This window comes from Shewanella japonica, assembly GCF_002075795.1.
GTDB lineage: Bacteria > Pseudomonadota > Gammaproteobacteria > Enterobacterales > Shewanellaceae > Shewanella > Shewanella japonica.
The window spans coordinates 2,429,290-2,444,686 of the sequence record NZ_CP020472.1 but is presented as its reverse complement, the minus strand read 5'-3'; the positions used below and the strand labels follow the sequence as shown (position 1 = coordinate 2,444,686).

Sequence of the window (15,397 nt, the reverse complement as noted above, 5' to 3'; positions counted from 1 at the left end):
TTGTCCCGTCCTGAGATAAGTTGACACTTTGGAGACTTATCTATGAAACCTTCAAGCGCAATCAGCGTTAAACGAACACAGCGTGATTACACATTAGGCTTTAAATTAGCCGTCGTCAGCCAAGTAGAAAAAGGCGAGCTAACCTATAAGCAAGCTCAAGAGCACTACGGTATCCAAGGTCGAAGCACCGTCCTTACATGGTTGAGAAAGCATGGTAGATTAGACTGGACACTCCCTACTGAGCACTCTCTTATGTCTAAAAGTAAAGAAACCCGCGCCCAGAAAATTAAACGATTAGAGAAGCAAGTTTCTAACCTAGAAATGAAAAATATGATTTATGGCGATATGGTTGAACTGTTAAAAAATGAATATGGTATCGATTTAGAAAAAAAGTACTTAGCCGAGCGCTCTGGATTGCCAAAGAAAAAGGCACGGTAAAGCTAGCGGCAGCGAGTCGGCAATTTAATTTATCAAGACAAGCGATTTACCAGTGGAAACAACGTGCTGAAACAAGAACCGAAAGGCTTAAACCCGTTGTGTCGATGGTGAAGTATTGGCGCCAGTTTATGCCAAGATTGGGGACACGTAAGCTCTACCAGCTCATCAAGCCACAGTTGGTTGAGCAAGGCATAAAACTCGGTCGGGATGGGCTATTTCAATACTTGAAACAGCGAGATATGTTGGTGAAGCCGAGAAAAAACTACACCAAAACAACGAATAGTCATCACTGGCTTAGAAAGCATCCTAATTTGCTTAAAGACAAGATTGTTGAACGAGTAGAAGAAGTGCTAGTTAGCGACATCACCTACGTGAAATCAGATGAAGGAACACATTACTTATCGCTGGTGACAGACGCATATTCTAGAAAAATAATGGGGTACGAGTTAAGTCATGAGATGAAAGCGAGCGATGTCGTCAAAGCGCTGGATATGACGGTAAAGAGTCGTCAAACAACAGGTCATATCATTCATCACTCAGACAGAGGGATGCAGTATTGCTCAGAGGAATACCAAATGGCATTAGCAGTGAACGGTATGACGCCATCAATGACGGATGGGTATGACTGCTACCAAAATGCACTGGCTGAGCGTGTGAATGGTATTTTAAAGCATGAGTTTTTGCTTTATCGCTGCCGAACGATGGAGGAGCTCAGGACCTTGGTCAAGGAATCGGTAGCAATTTACAATGAATTACGACCGCATCTTAGTTTAGGGATGAAAACCCCAAACGAGGTGCATGAAAAAGCCAGTAGGGAGTACCAACTGGCTTAACAAAAACCGTCAACCTATTTTAGGACTAGACACTTTTAGATAATTAAAGACAGATTAAAAATCTTAAGCTTCTGGTAAAGATAACGTCGTTAATCCAAGCATTTTTTGCATAACACCAACAACCTGGCAGCTATAACCAAATTCGTTGTCATACCAAACATATAATATCGCACGTTTGCCATCAGCAATTGTCGCTTGTGAATCAACAACACCTGCATAGCGAGAACCGACTAAATCACTCGAAACAATTTCAGTTGAATCGGTGTAATCTACTTGGTTTTTAAGATCTGAAGTTAACGCAATATCCTTAAGATATTCATTTAATTCTTCGCGATTAGTCTCACCATTTAAATTAACACTGATAATTGCCATTGAGACATTTGGTGTAGGAACGCGAATAGCGTTGCCTGTTAATTTACCTTCCATAACGGGTAATGCTTTTGCAACAGCTTTTGCTGCACCCGTTTCAGTAATAACCATGTTTAATGGTGCACTGCGGCCTCGACGGTCAGCACTATGGTAATTATCAATTAGGTTTTGGTCATTGGTATAAGAGTGAATCGTTTCTACGTGACCGTTTTCAATACCATACTTATCGTTAACAGCTTTCAATACTGGTGTAATAGCATTAGTAGTACAGCTTGCTGCTGAAACAATCATGTCTTCAGGTAAAATATCGTTTTCGTTAACACCGTAAACAATATTTTTAATCGCGCCTTTAGCAGGTGCAGTTAACAATACTTTGCTTGCGCCCTTGCTCTTAAGGTGAAGACCTAAACCATCTTCGTCTTTCCAAATACCTGTATTATCAACTACTAGAGCATTATTAATGCCATATTGTGTGTAGTCGACTTGATCAGGTGAATTGGCATAGATGATTTGAATGTACGTACCATTGGCAATGATAGCGTTGTTTTCTTCATCAACTTCAACAGAACCGTTGAACGGCCCATGAACTGAATCACGACGTAATAAGCTAGCGCGCTTTTCTAAATCGCCTTTTTTACCACCACGTAAAACAATGGCTCGTAAACAAAGTTTATTACTCTTACCTGTTTTTTCGATCATTAATCGCGCTAATAAACGGCCGATACGTCCAAAGCCATATAATACTACGTCTTTTGATTCAACATCATCGCCAAAATTAAGACCCGCTTCCAGCTCACGAGTCATGTAAGCTTGAATTTGTGAAGCGTCTTTATTATCACGCCAGTAATTAATCGCTAGTTTACCGATATCAACTTTACAGTGTTTTACTGACAACTTACTTAATGCTTCAACAAACGGGAAGCTTTCACGTAGACGTAATTTTTCACCAATATGGCGACGAACAAGTCGATGCGCTTTAATAATTTCAATTGTAGATGCGTTTAGTAGAGGTTTACCATACACTAAGACTTCAACGCCTTGATTGCGGTATAGTTTTCCTAATAAAGGCTGCATTGCTTCAGCCATTTCGAAACGTTCTTGCCAACTTTGTAGGTGTTTATCAGCGCTCATTAAAAAGATCCTTTATCTCATATTTCAGCTTTTTGTCGCAGAAAGAATTGAGTAACGAAAAGAAAAGACCAATAATCATTATTTGGTAGGGTTAACCCCTTTTGGTCGGCGACATTGTAATGAAATTTATGCGTTTTCGCCAGTAAGAAATTTTTAGTAAACCTGTAATTTTATTAGATAATTTCCTGTTTTGGAGCTAGTTTTGAACAAAAGTTTAGTAATAATTACATCATTTTCAATTTTTGCTGCTTTATTCGGCTTATTTGGTTGTGATGTTGGCCGAAATAGTGGCAGCATTTGTAAAAAAAATCCTGAACTTTGTGCCGATTTACACAAGGATAGTTGGTGTTTAGTAGAAAAAGGAGACTTAATCCGTAGTCGTTATCAATTAAAGATCACTGAAAATCCGTCGGGTAAGCAACTATATGATCAATTAATTAAACTTGAATCTTATAGCAACTGCATTGAACTCGCAGCCGGCGTTAAACATATAATAAACACACATCGAACAGAAGACAGAGAACGTGCTTATGCTGTTAGCACTCAAAACTTAGCCCAATTACAAGAGTACACCAAAGACAATCCTGATATTTACCTTGCGTATTATCGTTGGACTAAATTTAATGACTTCCCCTCTCGCGATATTGTTATTAAAGCCGAACAAGCCGGTGAGCTCACTGAAACCTTTATGCTCGCTCAAGTTGCCTCTCACTATATAAAAACAGATGTTGCCAGAGCCAAATTACTTTATTTGCATTTACTCTCCCATGTTAAGGCGAGCAATATTGATTCAGATTGGCTCCTCGCTCTAGCAACCATATATAGAAGAGAACAAAATGTACAAAACGAGTATTTGTTAACTAAGGCTAATACTTTAATAAGTGATAACACTGCCTCAGAAGAAAAATTATTAGCGTTAATAGCAAACAATTCAGACTTAGCGGTGCAACTCGATGCGGAAGCGAAAGAACTAGTAAAGGACATCAAGCAAGGAAAGTTTGCAAGCAGTAAGATAAAACATCGTTTTGAATAACCAAATGTAAAATTATTAGCTACACTAAAACACAAATCATTTACAGCACTCGCTGTATTGGACTTTCATAAAAAAGCTCAAAACCGCTTTTATTTTGAATTCTGTAAATAAAATACAGACATATTCACGATAAATGTCGCTTTTTGGGCTTTTTTACTTGACGAAATGCTCTAATTTGGTAATTTTACTACCATACGATTTACGTAACAGATTTATAATCACTTGAGGGATATGCGATGACTATCCGTGTTGCAATTAACGGCTATGGCCGTATCGGTAGAAATGTTTTACGTGCGCTTTATGAAAGCGAAAAGGATTATCCAATCGAAATCGTTGCTTTAAACGATTTGGGTGATGCTTCAATTAATGCTCACCTTACTAAATACGACTCAGTTCATGGCCGTTTCAATGCTAAAGTTGATCACGATGACGAAGCTATTTATGTCAACGGCGACAAAATCTTAACTTTCCAAGAACGTGACCCTTCTAAATTACCATGGGCAGAATTAAACGTTGATGTTGTTTATGAATGTACAGGTATTTTCACATCTAAAGACGCTGTTAAACCTCATTTAGATGCGGGTGCTAAAAAGGTCATCATTTCTGCACCAGGTAAACAAGTGGACGCTACCGTTGTTTATGGTGTTAATAATGAAGTATTAACTTCAGATATGACAGTTATCTCAAACGCTTCTTGTACAACCAACTGTCTAGCACCTTTTGCTAAGCCATTAAACGATTCTATCGGTATTGAGTCTGGTTTAATGACTACTATTCATGCATACACAAACGATCAACGTTTATCAGATGTTTATCACACTGACTTACGTCGTGCTCGTGCCGCTGCAATGTCGATGATCCCAACTCAAACTGGTGCGGCAGCCGCTGTTGGACTTGTTGTTCCTGAACTACAAGGTAAATTTGACGGTTTAGCCGTTCGTGTACCTACAGTAAACGTGTCATTAGTTGACCTAACGTTTGTTGCAGGTAGAGATACTAGCGTGGAAGAGATTAACGAGATCATCACTAAAGCTGCTCAAGTTGCACCATTGAGTGAAGTGCTTGCTGTCAATGAAGAACCATTAGTCTCTATTGACTTCAATCACAACCCTTACTCATCTAACTTCGATGCAACACAAACTCGTGTTAATGGTCGTTTAGTTAAAGTAATGGCTTGGTACGATAACGAATGGGGTTTCAGTAACCGCATGCTAGATAATACTGTCGCATTAATGAATGCTAAGTAATGATAGATAATAAAAAGCCCTGTTAATACAGGGCTTTTTTGTATCTGAAATAAATTAAAGTGAAATACTAAGCATTGCCTTTAACTTTCATATTCAAGGTTTTTGCAAAATCCAACATTCTATTTAATGGAATAAGCGCTTCATCACGCAGCGCGTCATCAACAAACACTTCATGCTGTGTTTTATCTTCAGCGCTTAACGAAGCTTCAATTGCTTGTAAACCATTCATTGCCATCCAAGGACAATGAGCACAACTTTTACAAGTCGCTCCATTACCACCAGTCGGTGCTTCAATTAATGTTTTACCTGGCGCAGCTTGCTGCATTTTGTAGAAAATGCCGCGATCTGTAGCAACAATGAACTCTTGATTAGCCATTGTTTGCGCAGCTTTAATTAACTGGCTAGTTGACCCAACAGCATCTGCAAGAGCAACCACATTTGCTGGTGATTCAGGGTGGACAAGAATTGCTGCGTTGGGATGCTGAATTTTTAGTTCTCTTAACGCTTTTGCTTTAAATTCATCATGGACAATACAATCACCCTGCCACATTAACATGTCAGCGCCGGTTTCTTTGGCAATATAACTACCTAAGTGACGGTCTGGACCCCAGATAATTTTTTTACCTTCGGCGTCTAAATGTTCAACGATTTCTAAGGCAATACTTGATGTCACGACCCAGTCTGCTCTTGCTTTTACAGCTGCAGATGTATTAGCGTAAACCACAACAGTATGATCAGGATGTGCGTCGCAGAACTCAGAAAATTTATCGATTGGACAGCCGATATCTAGCGAACATGTAGCTTCTAAAGTAGGCATCAAAACTGTTTTTTCAGGGCTTAAGATTTTAGACGTTTCGCCCATAAACTTAACGCCTGCTACGATGAGTTTCTTTGCAGGATGATCACGACCAAAACGAGCCATTTCAAGAGAATCAGATACACACCCTCCTGTTTCTTCTGCCAGAGCTTGTATTTCAGGATCGGTATAATAGTGTGCAACTAAAACAGCATCTTGTTCGATTAATAACTGTTTAATTCTTGCTTTGTAATCTGCTTTTTCAGCGTCTGACAACACAGCAGGTTTAGCAGGAAAAGGATATTCAATAGAGTCAATATTCGGTGCCGAGGTGATCATTATGGTTCCGAGAAGTTACAACGTCCGAGGATTATACAAAAACACTTAACAAAATTAAAGGACGCATTAGCGTCCTTTAATTTGATTATGCTGAAAACAATGATGACTACTTCATCGCTAATAGCATTTCTTGTGGTTGCTCAAGATATTGTTTCCACAAATTACAAAAACGAGCAATGGTGCCACCATCAATAACACGATGATCGCCAGACCAACTCACTTGCATAATCTTACGTGCTTCAACTTCACCTTTAGCATTAAATCGAGGCAATACCTGTAGTTTACCTAAAGCAACAATTGCGACTTCTGGTTTATTGATAATTGGCGTGGCTACTGTGCCACCTAAAGCGCCAATATTAGAAATTGAAATCGTGCCACCTTTTAAATCCGCAGGGCTGACTCGTCCACTTCTAGCAGCGTTAGTTAGTCGCGTGATTTCTGCGGCAACATCAAGAATAGATTTATCTTGTACGTCTTTGACATTTGGTACGAGCAAACCCACTTTTGAATCAACGGCCATACCAATATTATGACTTGCCTTGTATGTTAACTCGCTACAATCTGAATTAACTTGGCTGTTCATCACTGGGAATGAATTGATTGCTAAAGACATTGCCTTCATAAAGAAAGGCATCATGGTTAGTTTTACTTCATCTGATGAATAACGTTCTTTCATCTCAGTACGAAGTGCAACTAATTCTGTTAAATCAAACTCTTCACAATAAGTAAAGTGAGGAATAGTTGAAACTGACTCAACCATCATCTTAGCCATAACCGCTTTTACGCCTTTAATTGGCTCTACTGTATCTGCAGCTTGTTTGACAATAGACTGTGAAACCGTGTCGTTAACAGGTGATTGTGTCGGAGTCGTCACAGGTTGAGCCTGAGCATTAGATGAACTGCCATTGGCAAAGTTTTCTACATCTTCTTTATATACTCGACCACTCTTACCACTACCGGGTACATCAGCAATGTTGATATCTAACATTCTCGCTAAGCGACGAACGGCAGGGCTTGCTAATGCTTTTCCTTGTGGTACAGAAGAAGTCGTTGAAGCCACAGCTGTCGTTGCCGTTTCTACTTGCGTAGATTCAACCACTGAGCTTGTTGATTCAACTTCAATAGCAAATAAAGGTTCATGAACTTTAGCAAGTTGACCCTTTCGATAATGCAGCTTAACAATTTTACCATTTTTAATTGCAGGTATTTGTACTAACGCTTTATCAGTCATGACATCGGCGATGGGTTGATCTTCAACGACTTGATCCCCCTCTTCTACAAGCCACTCAACTAATTCACATTCGACAATACCTTCACCTATATCCGGTAAAAGGAATTCTTCAACAGCTTTACCTAATACGGTTACTGAATCAGTCGTTGAGCCAATTTCTACATTCTGCTGATCAGTCGATACTTGAGCATCGTTATTCTGTGATGAGCTTTGTTTTGTTTGCTCGGCTGACGTAGCTTCAATATCAACGGCGTATAAAGGCTCATGTACTTTAGCGATTTCACCTTTTGCATAGTATAACTTTGTCACAACGCCACCATGTGGTGCAGGAATTTGTACTAATGCTTTATCTGTCATAACGTCAGCGATAGGTTGATCTTCAACGATAACATCGCCTTCTTTGACCATCCAATCAACTAACTCACATTCAACCACACCTTCGCCAATGTCAGGCAAAATAAAATCTTTAATCATATCTTGCTCCTAAAAATTGACTGAGGCTTTAATAGCTTCATAAGTTTTTAGCTCATCAGGCATGTATTCTTTTTCAAGAATCAAAGGATATGGTGTATCAAGACCACAAACACGACTGATTGGCGACTCTAGGTGTAAAAAACATTCTTGTTGGATTTGCGCAGCAATTTCACCAGCAAAACCACCTGTTAAAGGTGCTTCGTGGTTAATCAGAAGTCTTCCTGTTTTCTTAACCGATGCAGCTACGGTATCAACATCCCATGGAGACAAAGTACGTAAATCGACAATTTCACAAGAAATACCGTCTTTTTCTGCCATTTTGGCCGCTTTTTCTAAAATTTCCATCTGAGCGCCCCAACCTAATAAGGTTATATCGCTACCTACTTTAACGACTTCGGCTTTACCGAGTTCGATAACAAAATCACCAGCAGGTACTTCGCCAACAGATGCACGATACAAACGTTTAGGTTCAAAAAAGATAACAGGGTTAGGATCGCGAATTGATGCTAACAATAATCCTTTAGCTTGTTCTGGATTACGGGGTACTACAACCTTTAATCCTGGAGTTTGTGTGAAGTAAGCCTCAGGAGATTGTGAATGATAATGACCACCTGCAATACCACCACCGTAAGGTGTTCTAAAGGTTAAACCACCGACATTAAACTGATTACCACTGCGGTATCTGAATTTTGCAGTTTCATTCACGATTTGATCAAAGGCTGGAAAAATGTAATCAGCAAATTGAATTTCAGCAACTGCTGTCATGCCGTTAGAGGCAAGACCATTGGCAAAACCTGCAATGCCTTGTTCTGTTAACGGTGTATTGAAACAACGTTCACGACCAAATTTTTCTTGTAAACCAGAAGTTGCACGGAAAACACCACCAAAATGGCCAACATCTTCGCCAAATACTACCATGCGCTCATCATCAGTCATTGCGATTGATAACGCATCGTTGATGGCGTGTAACATATTCATTTCAGCCACGATTAAATTCTCCCTGCACTTTTTGGATATGACTTTGGATATTTCTTAATATGTTGTTTTAGCTCTGCCAATTGCTTTTCAAGGGCTGGCGTTGGCTTATCCAATACATCTGTAATCAATGAGTCAAGGTGCGGTAATGGCACTTTCTCTGCGACTTTTACTGCGTTTAACACTTCTTCTCGGTAATGTTCATACTGAGCAGCGTCGTCTTTTTCGTTTAGCCAATCTTTATTGATCATCCAAAGCTTAAAGCGTTTTACGGGATCATGTTGTTCCCACTTGGCTTCTTCTTCTTTAGAGCGATAACCTGAAGGATCATCCGATGATGAATGCGCACCAAGACGATATGTCATCGCTTCAATCAACACTGGTGCATTATGTTCAAGTGCATAAGCTCTAGCTTGTTGTGTTGCAGCTAATACTGCAAGCATGTCATTACCATCAACTCTAATAGTGTGCATACCATAACCAACACCACGACTCGCAATACCATTACCAGCAAATTGCTCTTCAGTTGGAGTTGAAATGGCGTAACCATTGTTACGGCAGAAAAAGATAGTCGGAGACTTAAGCACTGCGGCCATATTTAAGCCAGCATGAAAATCACCTTCTGAAGCTGCACCTTCACCAAAATAGCAAATTGCTACGTTACGTTTACCTTGTAACTTGAATGCATGAGCAACACCAGTTGCTTGAGGTATTTGCGTCGCTAGAGGTGAAGAAATGGTTTGATAATTAAGTTCATTACTGCCGTAATGAATTGGCATTTGACGTCCTTTGCCTAAATCTTTCTCATTACTGAACATTTGATTCATGAATTGCTCTGTGGTGAAACCACGATAGCGTAAAGAAGCATGCTCACGGTACTGGGCAAGTATTACGTCGCCATCATCAAGCGCAGCTGTACTACCAATAATTGAGGCTTCTTCACCAGTACAGGTCATGTAAAAACTAATCCGACCTTGACGCTGCGCACTTAACATACGTTCGTCTAAAACACGGGTAAATACACAAGTGTCGTAAATACGTTCAGCTAGTGCTTGATCAATGACAGGCATCACCGCATTTTCATATGTGGTACCGTCTGCTTGCAGAATTTTTAAAATAGGAATGTGCAATGACGCTTTGTCTAAGAAGCTGACACGATGCACTGTTTCATTATTCAGCGGTGCGTTGCTCATATTATGCTCTTGTTATCTGAGGCCTTATAAAATAAAGCTTAATTTATTATATGCGAAAGCACATTACGTTAACGTAAACTTACTATCAACTAATGTGCTTTCTTGTTGGTAAATAACCTTGCAAAAAATTTGTATATCTAACTTTACAAGTTATTGAATATCTTCATTGGGCGCTGGTACTAAACATAATACCGTGCGTTGCCCAACAGGTACATTTTCATTTGGAAAAACGATAGCTTCGTAGGGCTCTATAACCTTTATCTGTTGATTATTTTCAATTGCTAAAGTCTGGCCTTGCTCAAAGCCTGTAAAGTTTTCAGTCGTCTTAGAAAATGAAAAAGCAAAATCATCAAAATGCTTATTGATTGAACGTGATACTTTATACAGGTTGAGTTTATTGCTATCGAATACTGCTAATTCTGGTTCTATTTGAGTAATTAGCGCCGCTAACATTTTGTGGGTATTTGCAAATTTATGCATATCATTTTCACCAAATGGCATAACTTTACCTAGCTCAACGGTAAACGCATCAGCTTTAAATTGCTCTGATGAAAAATAACTAAATGTTGTTGTGGGTTCGTGATGAAACAAAATCGTATCTACATCGCAGCCTGCTAAAAACATTATTTGTTTTGCACTGAATGCTCTGCCTGGTCTATAGGGATATATCGCAAACTTTTCATGCTTTGAAGGCTTGATAGCAGTGTGCAAATCGTAATGAATACGCTGCGAGTTATCATTGTCATTGAAAAAATCACTGACGTATTGTTCTAGCGCTTTAGCTCTCACTCGCTCTTTATTTATCAGCCCTTCTCCATCTGAATGAGCACCTGAAAACAAACGGTTCATGTTCTCTTCAACAAAGCGTGTTTGAGTCAATATAGAATCAGGGTTACCAATAATGAATAAAACACGATGCAGCGTTTCTATTTTACAAGTAAGTAAATCACTGATGAGTTTGTTACATATTTCTATAGGCGCGGTTTCATTACCATGAATGGCACATGATAAAACCACATCCTTTGTAGAGCCAGATGCGGGGCTAAAGCTGATTACACCATTATCTAAGATTGTGACTGTTGTTTGATTTGATAATGTGAATGCTTGGCTTTTTAAAGGCTTATCAATATTGGCCAAAGTAAAAGCGAGAAAGTCATGATCGTCCATTAATTGCTGAAACACAAAGACTCCTTGAAAGACGTTTAAACGAATAGGTTTCATAATCGTGTTGATTCTAACACATTCAATGAACGCTAACGTTAAGTGTCATTTAACAAAATGTAAATCTTTGCTTGCATTCCTGCTGTGAACAAATATACTTTTAGCCATCTAGACTTCTTTATGGGTATAACTATGACATTAGCAACATTTGGTGCAGGCTGTTTTTGGGGCGTCGAATACTTCTTTAAACAAGTAGAAGGTGTTTTAGATGCCAAATGCGGTTATATGGGCGGGAATGATCAATACCAAACTTATGCTGAAGTTAAAGCGGGTAACACTGGCCATGCCGAAGTAGTTCAAGTTGAATTTGACGAAACCATCGTCTCGTACGAAACCTTAGTCGCTGTTTTTTGGCAAAATCACAATCCGACGACCTTGAATCAACAAGGTGAAGATATTGGCACACAGTATAGAAGCACTATCTTTTTCCATGATGATCAACAAAAAGAAATAGCTGAGTCAGCAAAACAACAATTAATCGCCAGTGGAAAATGGGGAAACCGTCAAATTGTTACAGAAATTGTACCATTAAAGCGTTTCCACATAGCTGAAGAATACCACCAAAATTATCTAGAAAAGAATGACTTGCCGAGCTGTCATATTTCGTTTTAACAAGTAAGCGCTGAAAATAAGTATAAAAAGGCACCACTTTGGTGTCTTTTGTGTACATAGTCGATTAAAGCAATCTATAAGTTAGACCGAACTGCGCTTTACCCGCCCCGTTAAATTCCCTACAATCCATTCAAATTGCTTAGGCATATGAATACGGAGATATACAACAATGAGTCAAGCACGTCATATTAACCTACTGATATTAGGTTCTGGCCCTGCTGGTTACACGGCTGCAGTTTATGCTGCACGCGCAAATTTAAAACCAGTTATGATCACTGGTATGCAACAAGGTGGACAGCTTACGACAACGACCGAAGTTGAAAACTGGCCTGGTGACGCGAATGATCTTACTGGCCCTGCATTAATGGAAAGAATGCAGCAGCATGCTGAGAAGTTTGATACAGAGATTATCTTCGACCATATCAACGAAGTTGATTTCAGTGAGCGCCCATTTAAATTAAAAGGTGACAACGGTGAATTCACTTGTGATGCCTTAATTATCGCAACAGGTGCGTCTGCTAAATATCTAGGTTTGCCTTCTGAAGAGGCATTCATGGGACGTGGTGTTTCTGCTTGTGCAACCTGTGACGGATTCTTTTATCGAAATCAAAAAGTGGCCGTTGTAGGTGGTGGTAATACTGCCGTTGAAGAAGCACTATATTTAAGTAATATCGCATCAGAAGTTCATTTGATTCATCGTAGAGATAGTTTCCGCTCTGAAAAAATCTTAATCAACCGATTAATGGATAAAGTAGCGAGTGGCAACATTATTCTACATTTAGATCAAACTCTCGATGAAGTTGTTGGCGATAATATGGGTGTTACGGGTCTAAAGATGAAGAGCACTAAAGATGGTGCAATTTCAGATTTAGACGTTGCGGGTGTATTTATTGCTATTGGTCATAGTCCAAATACCGGTATTTTTGATGGTCAATTAACCATGAATCATGGTTATATTACTGTAAATAGTGGACTGCAAGGAAATGCTACGCAAACAAGCATTGAAGGTATTTATGCTTGTGGTGACGTTATGGATCAACATTATCGTCAAGCTATTACATCGGCCGGTTCTGGTTGTATGGCAGCGTTAGATGCTGAACGTTTCTTAGACGCTCAAAAATAAATTGCTGTCTAGCCCTAAAATAGGTTGACGGTTTTTGTTAAGCCAGTTGGTACTCCCTACTGGCTTTTTCATGCACCTCGTTTGGGGTTTTCATCCCTAAACTAAGATGCGGTCGTAATTCATTGTAAATTGCTACCGATTCCTTGACCAAGGTCCTGAGCTCCTCCATCGTTCGGCAGCGATAAAGCAAAAACTCATGCTTTAAAATACCATTCACACGCTCAGCCAGTGCATTTTGGTAGCAGTCATACCCATCCGTCATTGATGGCGTCATACCGTTCACTGCTAATGCCATTTGGTATTCCTCTGAGCAATACTGCATCCCTCTGTCTGAGTGATGAATGATATGACCTGTTGTTTGACGACTCTTTACCGTCATATCCAGCGCTTTGACGACATCGCTCGCTTTCATCTCATGACTTAACTCGTACCCCATTATTTTTCTAGAATATGCGTCTGTCACCAGCGATAAGTAATGTGTTCCTTCATCTGATTTCACGTAGGTGATGTCGCTAACTAGCACTTCTTCTACTCGTTCAACAATCTTGTCTTTAAGCAAATTAGGATGCTTTCTAAGCCAGTGATGACTATTCGTTGTTTTGGTGTAGTTTTTTCTCGGCTTCACCAACATATCTCGCTGTTTCAAGTATTGAAATAGCCCATCCCGACCGAGTTTTATGCCTTGCTCAACCAACTGTGGCTTGATGAGCTGGTAGAGCTTACGTGTCCCCAATCTTGGCATAAACTGGCGCCAATACTTCACCATCGACACAACGGGTTTAAGCCTTTCGGTTCTTGTTTCAGCACGTTGTTTCCACTGGTAAATCGCTTGTCTTGATAAATTAAATTGCCGACTCGCTGCCGCTAGCTTTACCGTGCCTTTTTCTTTGGCAATCCAGAGCGCTCGGCTAAGTACTTTTTTTCTAAATCGATACCATATTCATTTTTTAACAGTTCAACCATATCGCCATAAATCATATTTTTCATTTCTAGGTTAGAAACTTGCTTCTCTAATCGTTTAATTTTCTGGGCGCGGGTTTCTTTACTTTTAGACATAAGAGAGTGCTCAGTAGGGAGTGTCCAGTCTAATCTACCATGCTTTCTCAACCATGTAAGGACGGTGCTTCGACCTTGGATACCGTAGTGCTCTTGAGCTTGCTTATAGGTTAGCTCGCCTTTTTCTACTTGGCTGACGACGGCTAATTTAAAGCCTAATGTGTAATCACGCTGTGTTCGTTTAACGCTGATTGCGCTTGAAGGTTTCATAGATAAGTCTCCAAAGTGTCAACTTATCTCAGGACGGGACATGCTATTATAGAAAAAAGCCAACTATTTAGTTGGCTTTTTTTGTGTCTTTTGAATATAAAACAACGTCTACATCGCCTTCCACATCAGGATGCGACAGTTTTTCAATATATTTCATACCCAGTTTTTTCATTATATTAATTGAAGCTAGGTTTTCTTCATCTGCAATGGCGGAAAAATACTTTATGTTTTGCTGAGTTGCAAGCAAATGCTCCATCACAGCTTTTGCACTTTCAGTCGCTATTCCTCTTCCCCATGTTGATTGTTTAAAACGCCAGCCAATTTCTAAATCAGAATATGAAGGAGACAGGGTGAAGAAATGCATAGGTCGAATGAGTATCCAACCAAGAAAAGAACTAGGATGCTCTTTAAGAGATACTTTCCAAAGTCCCCAACCTCGTTCTGGGTTGATGTATTTAGCTAACCTCGGAATATAAATGTCTTCTATTTCTTGTGCTGAAGTGACTTTGCCACCGTTTATGTATTGCATCACAGCAGGGTCTTGATCTAACTCAAACAACAAGTCGCCATCGTTGAGTGTCATTAAACTAATTTGCAATCGTTCAGTGTGTAACTGTTCCATGTAAGTACACCTATTCTCTAAAGTATTAACACAACATTTTATTCGGTGTTTTTACTATCCTATAAGAATTTTGGGCATAAAAAAAGGAACCCGAAGGCTCCTTCTTTAAGCATAATAGCTAATTACTTAGCTAAAGCTTCTTTTGCTTTTTCAACTAAAGTAGTGAAAACTACTTTGTCGAATACAGCGATGTCAGCCAAAATCTTACGATCGATTTCGATTGATGCTTTTTTAAGGCCATTAATGAAACGGCTATAAGAAAGACCATTTTGACGAGAAGCCGCATTGATACGTGCAATCCAAAGTTGACGGAATTGACGTTTCTTCTGACGACGGTCACGGTAAGCATATTGACCAGCTTTAGTTACTGCTTGAACAGCAACGCGGTAAGTACGTGAGCGAGCTCCGTAATAACCTTTGGCTAATTTAAGTACTTTCTTGTGACGAGCACGAGCGGTTACACCACGCTTAACTCTAGGCATTGTTCATATCTC

The 15,397-nt window shown here is 39.6% G+C and carries 14 protein-coding genes; 5 read left to right on the top strand and 9 right to left on the bottom strand.

From position 1 onward, the window contains the following. Positions 1-42: 42 nt before the first annotated feature. Positions 43-1,271 (top strand): IS3 family transposase gene (locus SJ2017_RS10415; RefSeq protein ID WP_156003126.1). Its coding sequence is split into 2 segments (ribosomal slippage): positions 43-394 and positions 394-1,271, totalling 1,230 coding nucleotides; the frame shifts between segments, so codons are not numbered across the junction. Positions 1,272-1,334: 63 nt separating this feature from the next. Here SJ2017_RS10415 and SJ2017_RS10410 read toward each other — a convergent pair. Beyond that, positions 1,335-2,771, bottom strand: a complete 1,437-nt coding sequence (locus tag SJ2017_RS10410; RefSeq protein WP_080915708.1) for a glyceraldehyde-3-phosphate dehydrogenase — start codon at positions 2,769-2,771, stop codon at positions 1,335-1,337. A 202-nt stretch (positions 2,772-2,973) separates the two neighbouring features. Between SJ2017_RS10410 and SJ2017_RS10405 the strand changes: the two genes are divergently transcribed. Together SJ2017_RS10405 and gap are read left to right on the top strand one after the other, a co-directional pair. Further along, positions 2,974-3,804 (top strand): DUF2989 domain-containing protein, encoded by an 831-nt coding sequence (locus SJ2017_RS10405; protein WP_080915707.1) that lies wholly within the window; start codon positions 2,974-2,976, stop codon positions 3,802-3,804. Positions 3,805-4,040: 236 nt separating this feature from the next. Next, positions 4,041-5,051, top strand: a complete 1,011-nt coding sequence (gap, locus tag SJ2017_RS10400) for a type I glyceraldehyde-3-phosphate dehydrogenase (RefSeq protein ID WP_055023940.1) — start codon at positions 4,041-4,043, stop codon at positions 5,049-5,051. Between the two features lie 67 nt (positions 5,052-5,118). Here gap and nadA read toward each other — a convergent pair whose 3' ends face one another. The 5 genes from nadA to astE all read right to left on the bottom strand — a co-directional run bounded on the left by nadA (position 5,119) and on the right by astE (position 11,241). Beyond that, positions 5,119-6,186, bottom strand: coding sequence for a quinolinate synthase NadA (nadA, locus tag SJ2017_RS10395; protein ID WP_055023941.1), 1,068 nt, complete (start codon positions 6,184-6,186; stop codon positions 5,119-5,121). Between the two features lie 106 nt (positions 6,187-6,292). Then, the gene (locus SJ2017_RS10390; RefSeq protein ID WP_080915706.1) at positions 6,293-7,891 is read right to left on the bottom strand and encodes a dihydrolipoyllysine-residue acetyltransferase; all 1,599 of its coding nucleotides are present in this window, start codon (positions 7,889-7,891) and stop codon (positions 6,293-6,295) included. A 9-nt stretch (positions 7,892-7,900) separates the two neighbouring features. After that, positions 7,901-8,878, bottom strand: coding sequence for an alpha-ketoacid dehydrogenase subunit beta (locus SJ2017_RS10385; protein ID WP_065108094.1), 978 nt, complete (start codon positions 8,876-8,878; stop codon positions 7,901-7,903). A 2-nt stretch (positions 8,879-8,880) separates the two neighbouring features. Further along, positions 8,881-10,059 carry a thiamine pyrophosphate-dependent dehydrogenase E1 component subunit alpha gene (locus SJ2017_RS10380; protein ID WP_055023944.1) on the bottom strand — a complete coding sequence of 393 codons (1,179 nt, stop codon included), beginning with the start codon at positions 10,057-10,059 and terminating at the stop codon, positions 8,881-8,883. A gap of 150 nt (positions 10,060-10,209) precedes the next feature. Beyond that, positions 10,210-11,241, bottom strand: coding sequence for a succinylglutamate desuccinylase (gene astE, locus SJ2017_RS10375; protein WP_080915705.1), 1,032 nt, complete (start codon positions 11,239-11,241; stop codon positions 10,210-10,212). A 171-nt stretch (positions 11,242-11,412) separates the two neighbouring features. Between astE and msrA the strand changes: the two genes are divergently transcribed. Continuing rightward, positions 11,413-11,892, top strand: coding sequence for a peptide-methionine (S)-S-oxide reductase MsrA (msrA, locus tag SJ2017_RS10370; RefSeq protein ID WP_080915704.1), 480 nt, complete (start codon positions 11,413-11,415; stop codon positions 11,890-11,892). Positions 11,893-12,061: 169 nt separating this feature from the next. Further along, complete coding sequence (gene trxB, locus SJ2017_RS10365) at positions 12,062-13,015, top strand: thioredoxin-disulfide reductase (RefSeq protein WP_055023947.1); 954 nt, start codon at positions 12,062-12,064, stop codon at positions 13,013-13,015. A gap of 37 nt (positions 13,016-13,052) precedes the next feature. On the opposite strand, the gene SJ2017_RS10360 is transcribed toward trxB, so the two are convergent. The 3 genes from SJ2017_RS10360 to rplT form a co-directional block, all read right to left on the bottom strand. After that, positions 13,053-14,281, bottom strand: a protein-coding gene (locus SJ2017_RS10360; protein ID WP_156003126.1) for an IS3 family transposase whose coding sequence is annotated in 2 segments (ribosomal slippage) — positions 13,053-13,930 and positions 13,930-14,281 — 1,230 coding nt in all. Because the reading frame shifts where the segments join, the coding sequence is not laid out codon by codon here. A gap of 67 nt (positions 14,282-14,348) precedes the next feature. Beyond that, on the bottom strand, positions 14,349-14,903 hold the full coding sequence (locus tag SJ2017_RS10355) for a GNAT family N-acetyltransferase (protein WP_080915703.1): 555 nt from the start codon (positions 14,901-14,903) through the stop codon (positions 14,349-14,351). Positions 14,904-15,025: 122 nt separating this feature from the next. Next, positions 15,026-15,385, bottom strand: a complete 360-nt coding sequence (gene rplT, locus SJ2017_RS10350) for a 50S ribosomal protein L20 (protein WP_012325107.1) — start codon at positions 15,383-15,385, stop codon at positions 15,026-15,028. Between the last annotated feature and the right edge of the window lie 12 nt (positions 15,386-15,397).

Bases quoted from the DNA above. Each gene is read 5' to 3' on its own strand.
- msrA (WP_080915704.1), top strand. From the start codon at position 11,413: ATGACATTAGCAACATTTGGTGCAGGCTGTTTTTGGGGCGTCGAATAC.
- SJ2017_RS10380 (WP_055023944.1), bottom strand. From the start codon at position 10,059: ATGAGCAACGCACCGCTGAATAATGAAACAGTGCATCGTGTCAGCTTC.
- SJ2017_RS10355 (WP_080915703.1), bottom strand. From the start codon at position 14,903: ATGGAACAGTTACACACTGAACGATTGCAAATTAGTTTAATGACACTC.
- rplT (WP_012325107.1), bottom strand. From the start codon at position 15,385: ATGCCTAGAGTTAAGCGTGGTGTAACCGCTCGTGCTCGTCACAAGAAA.
- SJ2017_RS10390 (WP_080915706.1), bottom strand. From the start codon at position 7,891: ATGATTAAAGATTTTATTTTGCCTGACATTGGCGAAGGTGTGGTTGAA.
- gap (WP_055023940.1), top strand. From the start codon at position 4,041: ATGACTATCCGTGTTGCAATTAACGGCTATGGCCGTATCGGTAGAAAT.
- trxB (WP_055023947.1), top strand. From the start codon at position 12,062: ATGAGTCAAGCACGTCATATTAACCTACTGATATTAGGTTCTGGCCCT.
- nadA (WP_055023941.1), bottom strand. From the start codon at position 6,186: ATGATCACCTCGGCACCGAATATTGACTCTATTGAATATCCTTTTCCT.
- SJ2017_RS10410 (WP_080915708.1), bottom strand. From the start codon at position 2,771: ATGAGCGCTGATAAACACCTACAAAGTTGGCAAGAACGTTTCGAAATG.